Annotated in this window: 13 protein-coding genes; 2 read left to right on the forward strand and 11 right to left on the reverse strand. The window is 48.4% G+C overall.

The window, feature by feature from the left end:
• Positions 1-189: 189 nt before the first annotated feature.
• The 5 genes from carB to MWG26_RS15060 form a co-directional block, all read right to left on the reverse strand.
• Positions 190-3,393, reverse strand: coding sequence for a carbamoyl-phosphate synthase large subunit (gene carB, locus MWG26_RS15040; protein ID WP_117440704.1), 3,204 nt, complete (start codon positions 3,391-3,393; stop codon positions 190-192).
• Entirely contained in the window at positions 3,393-4,463 is a 1,071-nt protein-coding gene (locus MWG26_RS15045) for a carbamoyl phosphate synthase small subunit (RefSeq protein ID WP_025656839.1), read from the reverse strand. Before MWG26_RS15045 ends, carB begins: the two co-directional genes overlap by 1 nt.
• A 222-nt stretch (positions 4,464-4,685) precedes the next feature.
• Entirely contained in the window at positions 4,686-5,912 is a 1,227-nt protein-coding gene (locus MWG26_RS15050; protein ID WP_025656838.1) for a transglutaminase domain-containing protein, read from the reverse strand.
• 95 nt (positions 5,913-6,007) lie between these two features.
• On the reverse strand, positions 6,008-7,156 hold the full coding sequence (gene fucO / locus MWG26_RS15055; RefSeq protein ID WP_025656837.1) for a lactaldehyde reductase: 1,149 nt from the start codon (positions 7,154-7,156) through the stop codon (positions 6,008-6,010).
• A 287-nt stretch (positions 7,157-7,443) separates the two neighbouring features.
• Positions 7,444-8,013, reverse strand: coding sequence for a TetR/AcrR family transcriptional regulator C-terminal domain-containing protein (locus tag MWG26_RS15060; protein WP_025656836.1), 570 nt, complete (start codon positions 8,011-8,013; stop codon positions 7,444-7,446).
• A 189-nt stretch (positions 8,014-8,202) separates the two neighbouring features.
• Here MWG26_RS15060 and MWG26_RS15065 point away from each other — a divergent pair, with 189 nt between their 5' ends.
• Both MWG26_RS15065 and MWG26_RS15070 read left to right on the forward strand, forming a co-directional pair.
• Positions 8,203-8,379, forward strand: coding sequence for a hypothetical protein (locus MWG26_RS15065; RefSeq protein ID WP_173005595.1), 177 nt, complete (start codon positions 8,203-8,205; stop codon positions 8,377-8,379).
• A gap of 68 nt (positions 8,380-8,447) precedes the next feature.
• The gene (locus MWG26_RS15070; RefSeq protein WP_153918368.1) at positions 8,448-8,588 is read left to right on the forward strand and encodes a hypothetical protein; all 141 of its coding nucleotides are present in this window, start codon (positions 8,448-8,450) and stop codon (positions 8,586-8,588) included.
• Between the two features lie 381 nt (positions 8,589-8,969).
• Here MWG26_RS15070 and MWG26_RS15075 read toward each other — a convergent pair whose 3' ends face one another.
• From MWG26_RS15075 to frr, 6 genes are all read right to left on the reverse strand, one after another.
• Positions 8,970-10,235 (reverse strand): peptidoglycan-binding domain-containing protein, encoded by a 1,266-nt coding sequence (locus MWG26_RS15075; protein ID WP_025656834.1) that lies wholly within the window; start codon positions 10,233-10,235, stop codon positions 8,970-8,972.
• A 162-nt stretch (positions 10,236-10,397) separates the two neighbouring features.
• Complete coding sequence (gene rseP / locus MWG26_RS15080) at positions 10,398-11,432, reverse strand: RIP metalloprotease RseP (protein ID WP_025656833.1); 1,035 nt, start codon at positions 11,430-11,432, stop codon at positions 10,398-10,400.
• Between the two features lie 3 nt (positions 11,433-11,435).
• Positions 11,436-12,578, reverse strand: coding sequence for a 1-deoxy-D-xylulose-5-phosphate reductoisomerase (gene dxr / locus MWG26_RS15085; protein ID WP_025656832.1), 1,143 nt, complete (start codon positions 12,576-12,578; stop codon positions 11,436-11,438).
• Positions 12,579-12,721: 143 nt separating this feature from the next.
• Complete coding sequence (locus MWG26_RS15090) at positions 12,722-13,531, reverse strand: phosphatidate cytidylyltransferase (RefSeq protein WP_025656831.1); 810 nt, start codon at positions 13,529-13,531, stop codon at positions 12,722-12,724.
• Positions 13,524-14,240 carry an isoprenyl transferase gene (locus MWG26_RS15095; protein ID WP_025656830.1) on the reverse strand — a complete coding sequence of 239 codons (717 nt, stop codon included), beginning with the start codon at positions 14,238-14,240 and terminating at the stop codon, positions 13,524-13,526. Before MWG26_RS15095 ends, MWG26_RS15090 begins: the two co-directional genes overlap by 8 nt.
• A gap of 100 nt (positions 14,241-14,340) precedes the next feature.
• Positions 14,341-14,892, reverse strand: coding sequence for a ribosome recycling factor (gene frr, locus MWG26_RS15100; RefSeq protein ID WP_025656829.1), 552 nt, complete (start codon positions 14,890-14,892; stop codon positions 14,341-14,343).
• Positions 14,893-14,897: the final 5 nt, after the last annotated feature.

Below are 14,897 nucleotides of genomic sequence, written 5' to 3' on the forward strand. Positions count from 1 at the left end.
ATTCACCGCTTAATCATCAGATTAAGCGGTGAATGTGTTCGGTTCCGGCTGATTTTGCGGATTTCCTCTTACTGCTGCTTGGCGCAGCGGCTGTATTTCCAACAGGACAGGTGCTTTTCACAGCACGTCCCGGCTCACGGTAAGCGAATCCTCCATCCGCGCCCGAGACTAAAGCTCGTTCCCTAATCCTTATTGTACTGTCGCGATATCGATTAAGGTGAGTTTTTGTATGTCTGTATTTTCCAGGCTTGTGATCAGCGCCTGCGCCGTATCCATAGCTGTCAGCACGTTCACTCCTGTCTCGATTGCATTTCTCCGGATGATGAATCCATCCCGGGAGTGGTCAGCGCCCTGCGCGGGGATATCGATGACCAGGTCGATCTCGTGTCCCAGGATCAAATCCAGGAGGTTTGGAGACTCCTGCTCGATCTTGCGGACCGGAATCGCCTTGACGCCCGCCTCATTCAGCGCCTTGGCAGTTCCCGCCGTGGCAAAGATGCGGTATCCGATGTCGGCAAATCTTCTTCCGATCTCTACTGCATCCTGATGGTCTTCGTCGCGGACCGTCATAATCATATTTTTGAACTTCGGAAGTTTGATTCCGGCTCCGATAAATGCTTTGTAAAGTGCCTCTCCAAATGTCTTCGCGATTCCCAGACATTCTCCGGTGGACTTCATCTCCGGACCCAGACTGATGTCAGCGCCCCGGATTTTTTCAAATGAGAATACAGGCATCTTGATGGCAATGTACTCGGCCTCTTTCTGGAGTCCGGGGGTGTATCCCAGTTCTCTGATCTTCCCGCCGATGATTACTTTTGTGGCCAGCGGTACGATCGGAATTCCGGTTACCTTGCTGATATATGGTACTGTCCGGCTGGAACGTGGATTTACTTCGATTACATAGACGTCCTCATCCCCGCATACGATAAACTGAATATTAATCAGGCCGATGACATGAAGGGATTTGGCCAGTCTTCTTGTGTACTCGGCAATCTTGTCTTTTGCCGCCTGGCTCAGGCTCTGTGCCGGATATACAGAGATGCTGTCTCCGGAGTGGATTCCCGCGCGCTCGATATGCTCCATGATCCCAGGTATCAGAATATCTTCCCCGTCGCATACGGCATCCACCTCTATTTCCTTGCCCTGAAGATATTTATCTACAAGGATCGGGTGGTCCTGTGCGATTCTGTTGATGATTCCGATAAATTCGTCGATGTCGTGATCGTTAATGGCGATCTGCATTCCCTGGCCGCCCAATACATAGGAGGGTCTCACCAGAACCGGATACCCCAGCCTGTTTGCCACTTCTTTTGCCTCTTGTGCCGTATATACGGTACCTCCGGTTGGGCGCGGAATCTGACACTGTTCCAGGATCTCGTCGAACAGCTCCCTGTCCTCGGCTTTGTCTACATTCTCGGCGGAGGTACCCAGGATCGGCACTCCCATCTTCATCAGGCTTTCCGTCAGCTTGATGGCTGTCTGGCCGCCAAACTGTACGACCGCACCGTCCGGTTTTTCTATGTCTACGATGCTCTTTACATCCTCCGGCGTCAGCGGTTCGAAATACAGCTTATCCGCAATATCAAAGTCTGTGCTGACAGTTTCCGGATTGTTATTAACAATAATCGTCTCGTAACCTTCTTTTGAGAATGCCCAGGTACAATGCACGGAACAGAAGTCGAATTCGATTCCCTGTCCGATGCGGATCGGACCGGATCCAAGCACCAGGACTTTCTTTCTGCCTCTGGTTACTTCTACCTCATTTTCTCTTCCATACACAGAGTAGTAGTATGGCGTCTCGGCAGCAAATTCTGCGGCACAAGTATCTACCATCTTATAAGAAGCTACAATGCCGTTTGCATGGCGCATATCGTGGATTTCCTCTTCGCTCCTTCCTGTCAGGGCTGCAATCACCTGATCCGGAAATTCGATCCTTTTTGCCTCTCTGAGAAGTTCCGGGGTAAGTTCCTCTGACTTCAGCGCCTCCTCCATCTCAACAAGGATGGCCAGTTTATCAATAAACCAGAAATCAATCATCGTGATCTTATGGATCTGCTCATAAGTCATGTTTCGGCGGATCGCCTCTGCAATTCGCCAGATACGCATATCGTCTACAATCGCAAGCTGCTCCCTCAGCATATCATCTGAAAGTCCCGTGAAATCATAAGACATTAGGCTGTCAACGTGCTGTTCCAGAGAGCGGATCGCTTTCATCAAGGCGCCCTCAAAGTTGTCACAGATGCTCATGACTTCTCCGGTCGCCTTCATCTGTGTCGTCAGCGTCCTCTTGGCGCTGATGAATTTATCGAAGGGAAGCCTTGGAATCTTTACCACACAGTAATCCAGCATCGGCTCAAAGCTTGCATAAGTTTTTCCGGTTATGGCATTTTTGATCTCATCCAGTGTATAACCCAGCGCGATCTTCGCCGCAACTTTGGCAATCGGATAACCGGTCGCTTTGGATGCCAGAGCAGAGGAACGGCTGACACGTGGATTCACCTCGATTACACAGTATTCAAAGCTTTCCGGATTCAGGGCATACTGTACGTTACATCCTCCCGTGATATTCAGCTCGCTGATGATATTCAAGGCAGATGTACGCAGCATCTGATACTCTTTATCCCCCAGCGTCTGGGATGGGGCAACGACAATACTATCGCCGGTGTGCACACCCACCGGATCAATATTCTCCATGTTACAGACTGTGATACAATTCCCCTTGGAATCCCGCATCACCTCGTACTCGATTTCCTTCCAGCCCGCGATGCAGCGCTCTACCAGAACCTGTCCCACACGGGAAAGGCGCAGACCGTTTTCCAGAATTTCCACCAGCTGCTCCGAATTCCGGGCTATTCCGCCGCCGCTTCCTCCCAGTGTGTATGCGGGGCGGAGTACGACAGGGTATCCGATCTCATTGGCAAATGCAAGGCCGTCCGCAACATTCTCCACAACAAGGGACGCAGCCACGGGCTCACCGATCTTTTCCATTGTGGCCTTGAATTCCAGGCGGTCCTCCGCCTTTTTAATCGTCTCGGATGTGGTTCCGATCAGGCGCACGTTATTTTCTTGAAAGAATCCGGCCTCGTCCAGCTCCATTGCCAGATTCAGGCCCGCCTGCCCTCCCAGCGTCGGCAGTACACTGTCAGGCCGTTCCTTCCTGATCATCTGTTCTACAACTTCTACGGTAAGCGGTTCAATATACACCTTATCGGCTATATCTTTATCGGTCATGATTGTGGCCGGATTGGAGTTCAGCAGCACAACCTCAACCCCTTCTTCCTTCAGGGAGCGGCATGCCTGTGTCCCCGCATAATCAAACTCTGCGGCCTGTCCGATAATAATCGGGCCGGAACCGATGACTAATACTTTTTTGATACTGTTATCCTTTGGCATTATTTCGCTCCTCCCATCATTTCCATAAATCTATCGAACAGATAACCCGAGTCCTGCGGTCCCGGGCAGGCTTCCGGATGAAACTGCACGGTAAAGATATTTTTTCCCTGATATTGCAGACCTTCATTCGTTTCGTCATTGACATTGACAAATGCAGGCACAGCAATCTCCGGATCCACGCTCTTATCATCTACCACATAGCCATGGTTTTGTGAAGAAATATACACGCGCCCCGTCAGTAGGTCCTTGACAGGATGGTTGCCGCCGCGGTGACCGTACTTCAGCTTATGTGTGGCCGCACCAGTAGCAAGAGCCATCAGTTGATGCCCCAGGCAAATCGCAAAAATAGGAATATCGGTATGGTATAATTTTTTGATTTCTTCGATAATAGAAGTGCAGTCTGCAGGGTCACCAGGGCCGTTAGAAAGCATGATGCCGTCAGGATTTGCTGAAATGATTTCCTCTGCAGTTGTGTTGGCTGGATAAACAGTCACTTCACAACCACATTTATTTAAAGAATTGGCTATATTATTTTTGGCGCCCAGATCGAGGAGTGCTACTTTCTTCCCGCTTCCTTCCAGCACATACTTTTTACTGCATGTCACTTTGGAAACAACATCTCCCACCCTGTAAGCCCTTAGTTTTGGAAGAATCTCTTCCAGGCAGTAATTTTCATTCGTGGTAATCATCCCGTTCATGGTTCCTTTTTCCCTTAATGTCTTCGTAAGGGCACGGGTATCCACATCAGCAATCCCCGGAATATCCTGCTTTTCAAGAAAATCCTGGATCGTTCCTTCACACCTGAAGTTGCTCGGCATCCTGGACAGCTCCCTCACGATGTATCCGTCCGGCCATGCCTTTTGGGATTCCATGTCCGGTGTTATGCCGTAATTCCCGATTAACGGGTATGTCATAACGACGGCCTGTCCCGCGTAAGAAGGGTCAGTCAATACTTCCAAATACCCTGTCATGGAGGTATTAAATACGATTTCACTTATCATCTCTTTTTTCGAACCAATGCTTTTTCCTGAAAACACGGTTCCGTCTTCCAATATCAGAAACGCTTTCATCTGTTCACCTATTCCCTTCATGTATTTTGCCGCCCCCGTAAGCCCTGTAAACAGCGCCCGGAAAGCAACAAACAGAATCTCATTTATTTTACATGACAAAGGCACTCTTGGAGTCTTTCAATCCAGAGCGCCCTCGTTCTCAAATTGTAAAGATTATACTACATTTAAAAACAGATTTCAACAAAATTTTTAAACAACATTCTGTAACAATTTTCCGGAAAATTATTGATAGTTCCAGAAAATCGTGATCTTATTCATCGTCTCATCCTCTATATAGGTATACTGCACAGATTCAAGTCCGTAGTATTCCAGCAGATTCTGGGCCGCTCTCTGAACCAGGTCGTTCAGGATACTGTCATGTGCCTGCTGATAGAGTGTATCATTTGCAAACTTGCAGGTAAAAGAATCTGCCCTGCCGTAGATGGTGTCATTCATATCCTTCAGCAGCTGATCCGGCTGATATTCCTCGTAGTACATGCCGTTGAGTTTATAATAGTTCAAATCCATAGAACTGCAGGGCGGGTATTCCACTGTCGTATCCATAGTATGGTTTTTCATGATTTCCGCATCGCTGCAGCAAAGATAATCATAATTAATACTTTGCTCCGGCAGATTTTCCCCGCTCTCTGTCTCCAGGAATACCGGATCCCCGAAAGTAACATCCATTTGATAGTATTGCCCGTCACACTTCACGATATTCCAGGCATGCGCTCCCTGTCCTGGAATCGTTCCGGTTACATAGATGCACTCAATGCCTGTCTGCTGCAATAGATACTGTGCGGCGCGGGAATATCCCGCGCATACGGATGCCTTCCCCGCCAGGGCACTGTATATGTTCTGATTGTCAGGGGCCTCCATATTATAGTCCACAGTATTTACCAAATATTCAAAAATGTATTTGATCTTATCATATTCCGAAGTATTCCCGGCAATTCCTTCGAAGCATGCAGATACAGCACCATCAATCTGCGCCTGCTTCTGTGTCCGCTCCTCCTGTGTGCAGGTATATACAGGCTGTACTTCCGAATAGTCCGTATAGCTGGTCACCTGCATCTCCCCGGTACACCAGAATATCTCCGGCCTGTCGCTGAAAATAAACTGGCACACTTTTTTGAGCACCTCCACATCGGGTGAATGCATATAGATGGATTCGTCAAAATCCATCATACCCTGATAAAGCTCTTTATACAGGTCCTGCTCCGTTTCCGGAAGCTGCCGGTAATAGTACCCCTGTGCCACATCGTCTTCCGGTATTCTGACTTCCTCAAAGGGAATACTTGTGCTTTTCTCCACCTGAACCTTAACCGTCTCTATTACTTCTTTTGTGGACGCAAAAAGGCCTGGGAGCTGCTGAAAAGCCACCGCTCCCAAACCTGTAAAAATGCCTGTCAGAATGAATATTCCGGCCACGACCGGCCATTTTTTTCTTTTTTTCCTTCTTCCTGCCATAATCCTTCCCCGTTCTGCCGCTTTCCCATGCCTGTGCAGTCCCCGCCGTTCGTACAGAGGGAGCCCAGGCTCCGCCGGTGCGGCGGGAGAGCAGCTTAAAGAAGAGACCTGAACAGCGCTGCAATGTCCTCTACTGAAGTCTCCTTCGGATTCCCTGGCCTGCAGGCATCCGCATATGCCGATTCAGACAAAAACGCAATGTCCTCCTCTTTTGCAATGCCTTTGAGGTCTGCCGGGATTCCGACATCTGCAGATAGTTTTTTCACTGCTTCCACTGCCGCCCTGCGGTACTCTTCCTGTGTCATATTTTCAGTTCCTTCCACACCCATAGCTTTTGCAATCTCCCTGTACTTCTCTCCTGTAGCGTCTGCATTGTACTCCATAACCGTTGGGAGCAGAATCGCATTCGCAACCCCGTGCGGTGTGTCATAAAGTGCGCCGAGTGTATGTGCCATAGAATGCACGATTCCCAGCCCTACATTGGAGAATCCCATCCCTGCCACATACTGTCCAAGCGCCATGTCCGCTCTTCCCTCCGGCGTATTGTCAACTGCGCCTCTCAGGGACCGGGCAATAATCTCAATAGATTTTAAGTGGAACATATCTGATAATTCCCATGCTCCGGCCGTAATATACCCCTCAATTGCATGTGTCAGCGCATCCATGCCCGTAGATGCAGTCAGCCCCTTCGGCATACTGGACATCATGTCCGGATCAATCACCGCCACGATCGGGATATCGTGGGGGTCAACGCATACAAACTTTCTGTTCTTTTCAACATCTGTTATCACATAGTTAATCGTAACTTCCGCTGCTGTACCAGCTGTTGTCGGAACCGCAATAATCGGCACACACTTATTTTTCGTAGGCGCGGTGCCTTCCAGGCTTCTGACATCCTCAAATTCCGGGTTGTTAATGATGATACCTACCGCCTTGGCTGTATCCATAGAAGATCCACCGCCAATTGCAATGATGTAGTCCGCACCGGAGGATCGGTACGCAGCGACTCCCGTCTGCACATTCTCAATGGTCGGATTGGGCTTAATATCTGAATAAAGTTCATACGGCAGATCATTTGACTCCAGCACATCCAGCACCTTCTGTGTAACCCCAAACTTCACCAGATCCGGGTCAGAGCACACAAATGCCTTCTGAAATCCCCTGGCCTGAACTTCAACCGCGATATCATTGACCGCCCCTGCTCCATGGTAAGATGTTTCATTCAAAATAAATCTGTTTGACATAGCACATTTCTCCTTTACCTTTTATAGATTGCCTTGCGGCATCATTGATTGTTATAATTATAACAACCTTGAACACACAGAGACAAGTTACAAAATGGCGGCTATGTAACATTTATCGTTACTATTCACGGGGCCGTGCACCACGCTGCACGGCATCCGAGCCAATAAAATGATGGGGTCGGGCATCTGGCTCCTCGCCACAGGCGACTTTAAATGAGCCAGATGCCGTTACTATGCACGGCCCATAGGCCGTGAATAGTAACCATTTATCATCACTATTCCCAATCCTATTCATCCTGTAAATCAGGCTGCAGTTCAGAGAGCAGTTCTTCCAGTGGCTGCGGGAGCGCCTGTATGAGCAGATCGGCCATCTTCTCCGGGGCCAGATCCATATTTCTCCTGGCCCACCTGGCAGTCATATAGATGGAGCCTCTGCAGTACATCTCCAGCAGAAAACAGATATCCTCATCCAGCGGTTTTTTCGTCTTCTTTTCTATGATATTCTTGTAAAACTGCAATATGCATTCATAGTCATAAGCAACCAGGGAATTGTAATCCTCTGACTGAAAGGCTGCAGCAAAGAAAGTCTGTTCGTTTTTGATAAACCAAAACTTTTTCTCAAGCCCCTCCCTTAAGGTCATGCTGACACCCATCTGCAGAAAAGACTTCTCCGCAAGACGTTCAAAATGCCAATTCACCAGATCATATTTATCCAAAAAGCAGCGGTAAAAAGTCTGCCGTGTCATACCACTCTTTTCTACGATCTCTTTTACCGTTATCTTATCCAGCGGTTTCACGCCCATCAGTCCTGTCATGGCCGTCACGAACTTTTGTTTTGTCCTATCCCCATTATCCATGTTTTCACCTCAATTAAATTATAGTTTAGGATCTTCTAAACTTCAAGGATGTTGTGTTATAAATTACCTCAAAATACATTATGATCAAGCTACGTGTTTCTTTCCGTCACACATAACTCTCACCCTTAACAATATTTTAATTCTCACAATCCTTATTTTATGGTATGATAGCAGAAAGGAGTGATACAAATGATGCATGTATTTTATTGTATAAAATGCAAAAGATACCATTACACCAACAATCAGTCGCACGCAAACTGCTGTGGAGAGCAAATGTATTATGTAGACGTGGATTTCACAGAATTTGTCAGAATGAACCGGGAAGAGCGTGCAAACTTCTTACAGCTTTATTCTCTCGCAGAATAAGGCTGTGTTTCTGCATATTTACATCAATTTTGCACACACTATCATAAAAAGTGTAAGGAGGTTGTAATATGAGAGAAATCAAAATGCCCTCAAAGACAGCTGAAGAAAATGAATACGATGACCATAACATTCCCGAAATTGATCTGCCGGGAAAAGCAAGCGTAGGAAACATCATCCCCGATGAGGTTCCGCGGCGCGACGGGGATTAAGTAAGGGGACGCTAAGTAAAGCAGGAGGCACCCAGCCACTTCAATCCGCCGCCCCCGCCCAGAATCCCCACCGGTAAATTCATACCCCCGGCCGGATGCAAGCAGCCGCCGGAACCGGAGATAGGTGTGGCTGGAGGCGTAGCAGCGGTTGTAAGCTGGAGTAAAGTAAAATAGAAGGAAAACCGGGGCAAAAAATGTAATCTCCAAATTACATTTTTTCCTGGGCCCAGCGCGCGAACCCATCAGGGGTTCGGGTGATGTGCCCAGGCTGCCCCGGTTTTCCTTCTATTTTACTTTACTCCAGCTTACAGCCGCAGCCCCGTCTCCAGCCACACCTATCTCCGGTTCCGGCGGCGGACTATACTTCCCCCCTGCAAGAATTCACCCCAATTCCGCGATACGTGATACTCCTACGTAGATTTCTGATATTTTATACCAAGTTCTATAGTCCACGGTTCCCGTCTGCGGAAGGCCGAACACGGACTGGAATTTTTCTACAGTTGCGGCCGTTGCCGGACCGTATATTCCGTCTGCAGCGATTTTGGGGATGGCGGGATATGCCCCGGCTATGACGTTGAGCTGTTCCTGCATCTGCCTGACTTTGTCGCCGCTGGAACCGATCTCCAGGATGTAGCCCGGCCAGGAGGACGGGACTCCGGATATTTCCTGGGCAGTGTTGATATACATATCATCTCCGTAATAATAACGCAGAATCTCGATCGGGCTATAGCCCTGTTCCCCGAGTGCCATAGAGCCCCACTGTGTCATCCAGTTTGGACAGGTTACCCTGCGCCCATCACAGTACTGTGTCAGGATCGGCTGCCTTACATTCGGCCTGGACAGATAATCCGCAAACAACTCATCCACGATTACCGAGATTGTATCAAAAAAATTTCTCTCCGGGATCCATTTGTGGTCAAATGCTGTGGAGGATGTAATTGTAAAATCATATCCTTTATTGCGGTACCATTCTGTGTACACGCGGTTTAGAGTAAAAGACATAATGGCCAGGACATTTGCCCGGATTGTATCTGCCGGCCATGTGGCGTAGATTTCACTGGATGCCACATTTTTGATATAATCTTTATATTTTACATAATAATTCTGTGCGGTAGTATCCCGTGGAGAACCGTCATGCACAATTATAAATTCCGGCACTACTACCCTGCTCAGAACGATTTCGCCGGTCTCGTTTATCGGCTTTATTTCGTCCTCCGCTATCTTCGGAGGATATTCACCGTATAATGTATGTGCAGGTATTACAAAAACCTGTTCATTCACACCCGTCTGGTCATTCGGCCTAAGCGCCACATTCTGTATTGCTCTTACATCCGGCAGAATCTCTGTCCCCGCAATGCTCATAGGTTCAAAACCCGGTGCACTGATATCCAGTGTGTATTCGGAGTAAGGCTGGTACTCAATTGTAGGATTCAGGCTGTACTCCAGGGGCGGAGCATCCAGATCCAGTATATCCGTCTGTCCGGATGAATCCGTGTTCACCTGCTCCAGTGTACTCTCCGGAACTCCGGTATAAGATATCGATATTGTCGCCCCAGTAACAGGAAGTGCTGTGATCTCTGATGTAACGTTAATCTGCAGCTGGCCTTTGTCTACAGCATTATTCTGCATTGCTCTTAAAGAAGTCATATATTCCCTCGCAAAAAATTCATCTCTATTATATATATGCACCGGAATTTAAAATGTGCCTGCGGGCCAAACAGGGAAATTACCGTCAATTCAAATACGCCCCTGAAAAGACACCCGCTGTTTACCGCACGTATCTTCTCCGAGGCGTCCACACTTATCTCGTCAAAAAATATTCCGTATATCATTGAAAAGAACTACGACCATAAGAACCATCAGCAGTGCAAAGCCTGCAAAGTGCACCATCCCTTCTTTTTCCGGGGGCACACGCTTCCGGCGTACGGCCTCGACGATCAAAAAAACCAATCTGCCGCCGTCCAGCGCCGGAATCGGCAGCAGGTTCATCACTCCCAGGTTGGCCGACAGCAGAATGGCAATGTTAAGCAGATTCAAGATTACCGTTACGGCCCCCGACGGAGCCGCCTGCTTGTATGTGTCATCCACAAAATTCACAATCCCCACAGGCCCTGACATCTGTTTGATTCCGATCTGCCCGGTAACAAGCATCCTGAGGCAGTCAAACGTATAATTTACCCAGTACCGCAGCGTGTATGCCCCATATTTAACAGAGTCTACCAGCCCGGCCTTTGTGTTGGCCGTGCTGCCACGGATTCCCAACCGTTTCATGCTGTCCCCCTCAAGCTGCCTGGGTACAATCGTGGCCGTATACTCCTGCCCGTCTCTTTCGTATGTGACCTCCACGGAATCTGCATCGCTGTTCATCATATTAAAGAGGCTGACCTCTCTCCATAGATGAATATCCTTTCCATTCAGTCCCGTAATGACATCGCCCTCCTGCAGTCCCTGCTCCATGGCTGAATATCCTGCATCCACCCCCTGGACTACCGGAGCATCATACCCGATCCAGGCCACCAGAATGACTGAAAATATCAAAGCCATAATAAAGTTGAACACCGGGCCTGCCGCAATCACAGATATCCTTGCCCAGACAGACTTGCTGTTAAAGCTGCCCTCCGACAGATCATCCGCATCATCTTCCCCCATCATACATGCCCCGCCAAATGGCAGAAGCTTCAGAGAAAACTTTGTCCCCCCGAATTCTTTTCCTATGATTGTAGGACCAAGTCCCAACGAAAATTCGTCCACGCGTATGCCATTAAGCTTCGCCAAGGTAAAATGTCCCAGCTCATGGAATATAATAACCACGCTGAACAGAAGTATTGCTAAAATTATCCCCATATACTACCACCTGTTTTTTATAAATTCATATGTTGCCTGCTCCGTATTTAGTATCTCTTCCACTGTAGGATGTTCAATTATTTTATGTTTCTCCATACAAGCCTGTATCATCTCCGGAATCTGCAGGTAACGGATCTTCCTTTCCAGAAAGAGGGCTACGGCCTTTTCATTGGCTGCATTGAAGACAGTAGGCAGGGATCCCCCCCGCCTTCCGGCCTCGTATGCCAGCTTCAGGCCATAAAATGTTTCCATATCTGGTTTCTCAAATGTAATCTGTGACAGCGCCCCAAAGTCCAGCCTGCCGCCCGGAAGATATCTTCTCTCCGGATAATACAGGGCGTACTGAATCGGAAGCTTCATATCCGGTGTCCCAAGTTCAGCGATAACAGCTCCGTCCTCGTACTCAACCATAGAATGGATAATGCTCTGCGGCTGCACGACTACTTCAACCTGGTCTACCGTTACATCAAAAAGCCACTTCGCCTCGATGACCTCCAGGCCCTTGTTGACCATTGTGGAGGAATCGATCGTGATCTTGCGCCCCATCTCCCAGTTCGGATGCTTCAGGGCGTCTTCCACCTGAATGTTCTCAAGCTCCGTTTTTGAACGGCCCCTGAAGGGCCCTCCGGAGGCCGTCAGCAGTATCTTGTGGAGAGCGGCCCTCTGTCCGCCCTGCAGGGACTGAAAAATGGCGCTGTGCTCGCTGTCCACGGGCAGGATTGACACTCCATATTCCCTGGCCAGCGGCATGATGATATGCCCTGCCGTGACAAGTGTTTCCTTATTGGCAAGCGCAATATCCTTCTTCGCACGTATCGCCTCAATCGTAGGCAGTATCCCGATCATACCGACAACGGCCGTTACCAGAATCTCCGATTCTGGCTCTGCCGCTGTTTCCAGGATTCCTTCCATTCCCGCCGTTACTTTTACATCCAGATCCCGGATATGCGCTTTCAGTTCCTTTGCTTTTTCCTCTGACCACACTGCTGCCATCTTAGGATGAAACTCCCGGATCTGCTTCTCCAGCAGTGCAATGTTGCTGCCCGCAGCCAGTGCGGTTACTTCTATATCGCCATTCTCACGCACGACTTCCAATGTCTGGGTCCCGATAGAACCTGTGGAGCCCAGTATTGCAATTTTCTTCATATGCAGCTCCTTCCTTTATCATCATTTGTTCAGGACTATAAGCAGATACACTGCAGGGCAATAAAAACCACCACAAATGATGGACGTGCCAACGAATGTTTCCTGTTTCAGAACAGTCCTGTACCAAAGAGTTACTCTTTCCCCTAAAGAAGAACCGCCAGGTAATATATGATAGGTGCCGTAAATATCACACTGTCGAATCTGTCAAGTATCCCGCCATGCCCCGGAATCAGCTTTCCATAATCTTTTATATTGTGGTTGCGCTTGATTGCGGAAGCCGCCAGATCACCCACCTGTGAGATCGCGCCTCCCGCTGCGCCAATGATTGCAAACCTGACAATGCCTGCGCCCGCATTCCCCCACTTGTTGATTGCAAGGGCATAAAGCACGCCCAGAAGTGCGGCTCCTGCGATCCCGCCTATGCCGCCCTCCACTGACTTTTTGGGACTCAGCTTCGGAGCCATCTTATGTTTTCCGATCAGCATGCCCACGCAATAGGCACAGGTATCGCATCCCCAGGAGCAGATGAACACAAGCCATACAGTAAATACCCCGCCCGGCAAGATGCGGATCTGGTAAATATAGGACAGCATCACAGCCACATAAAATACACCGAAAAATGCTGCCAGTATCTGCTCTGTCTTGTATTTGGGAAAGGAGAATACAAGTACTCCCATCATACAGATTAAAAATGCCATGAACAAAAGCATAAACCAGTCTGTCCCAGCCGGCAGAACCGGCTTCAAATAGATCAGCGCATAATAGGCGGCCGCAAAGAGGTAGCCGCAGATTCCCGGAGCCTTGTTACGGATATCAAAGACTTTGTAAAGTTCGCTCAGGCCGATCATGCTGATGATTAGCAGCACTAAAAACAGAATGCTTCCGCCGGAAATCACTGTAAATAGTGCAATGAGTACTAATAGTATTCCACTGAGTAGCCGTGTCTTAAACATCCTGTTCCTCCTTTACGCCCCCGTAACGTCTGTCTCTGCTATTATACTGCTCGACAGCTTTTACCAATTCCTCTTTTGTAAAATCCGGCCATAAAACATCTGTAAAATAAAATTCCGTATAGGCCATCTGCCAGAGAAGATAATTGGAAAGCCTCTGCTCACCGCTCGTCCGGATCAAAAGATCCGGATCCGGAATCCCATGTGTATCCAGATACGACTCATAGACCGGGTCACTGATCTCATCCACACATATCTTCCCATCCACACAATCCTGCGCCAGACATTTGACTGCCCTTATCATCTCATCCCTGCTGCCATAATTAATGGCAATTGTGAAGTTCAGGCCATTGTTGTCTTTGCTGGCTTCCTCCAGTTCTATTATCCTGTTCTTAATATCTTCATCCAGCGCTTTTATATCCCCGATTACACGGATTTTCATATCATTTTTCTCAGCCGTCTTCAGACAGGTCTTCATGTAATTGCGGAGCAGCTTCATCAGCGCATCTACTTCGCTCTTCGGCCGGTTCCAGTTTTCCGTGGAAAATGCATAAACGGTCAAGTATTTTATTCCCATCCGCCATGCCTCCTCGCAAATTCTTTCCACATTTTTGCTTCCCTGCGCATGTCCGTAATTTCTCGGCATTCCTTTTGACTTTGCCCACCGGCCGTTGCCGTCCAGTATGATTGCTACATGCTGTGGTACGTTCATTCTAAATATCCTCCTAATACCGACAATTTTATCGCATGCCTTATATCAGCAAAAGAGAGGCTGCATACGAGCCCCTCTTGTTTACAAGTTAACCTACCCGCTAAACTGTAAGCACTTCTTTGGATTTTGCTTCCACACAGCTGTCCACTTTTGCAATGAATTTATCGGTCATCTTCTGAAGGGATGCTTCCAGATCTTTGATGCCGTCCTCAGAAATCTCTCCGCCTTTGAGCTTCTTGAAAGCTTCGTTTCCGTCGCGGCGGATATTGCGGACTGCAACTTTCGCCGCCTCACCCTTTTTCTTAACGTCCTTAACCAGCTCTTTTCTTCGCTCTTCCGTTAGTTCCGGAAATACCAGGCGGATGGTGCTGCCGTCGTTCGTCGGATTGATCCCGATATCTGACATATTGATTGCTTTCTCTACCTCTTTGAGCAGGCTCTTTTCCCAGGGCTGAATCTGAATCAGGCGCGCCTCGGGTACAGAGATGTTCGCCACCTGCTGAATCGGTGTAGGGGAGCCATAATAATCAACGGTCAGCTTGTCCAGTACATGCGGATTGGCACGTCCTGCCCTGATGGTTGCCAGTTCACTGTTCAGGTTGTCTACGGTCTTCGTCATCTTTTCTTCATATTTTTTTAATTTTTCATCCATGTCAA

This window comes from Faecalicatena contorta, assembly GCF_022835095.1.
In the GTDB taxonomy this organism is placed as follows: Bacteria; Bacillota; Clostridia; order Lachnospirales; family Lachnospiraceae; genus Faecalicatena; species Faecalicatena contorta.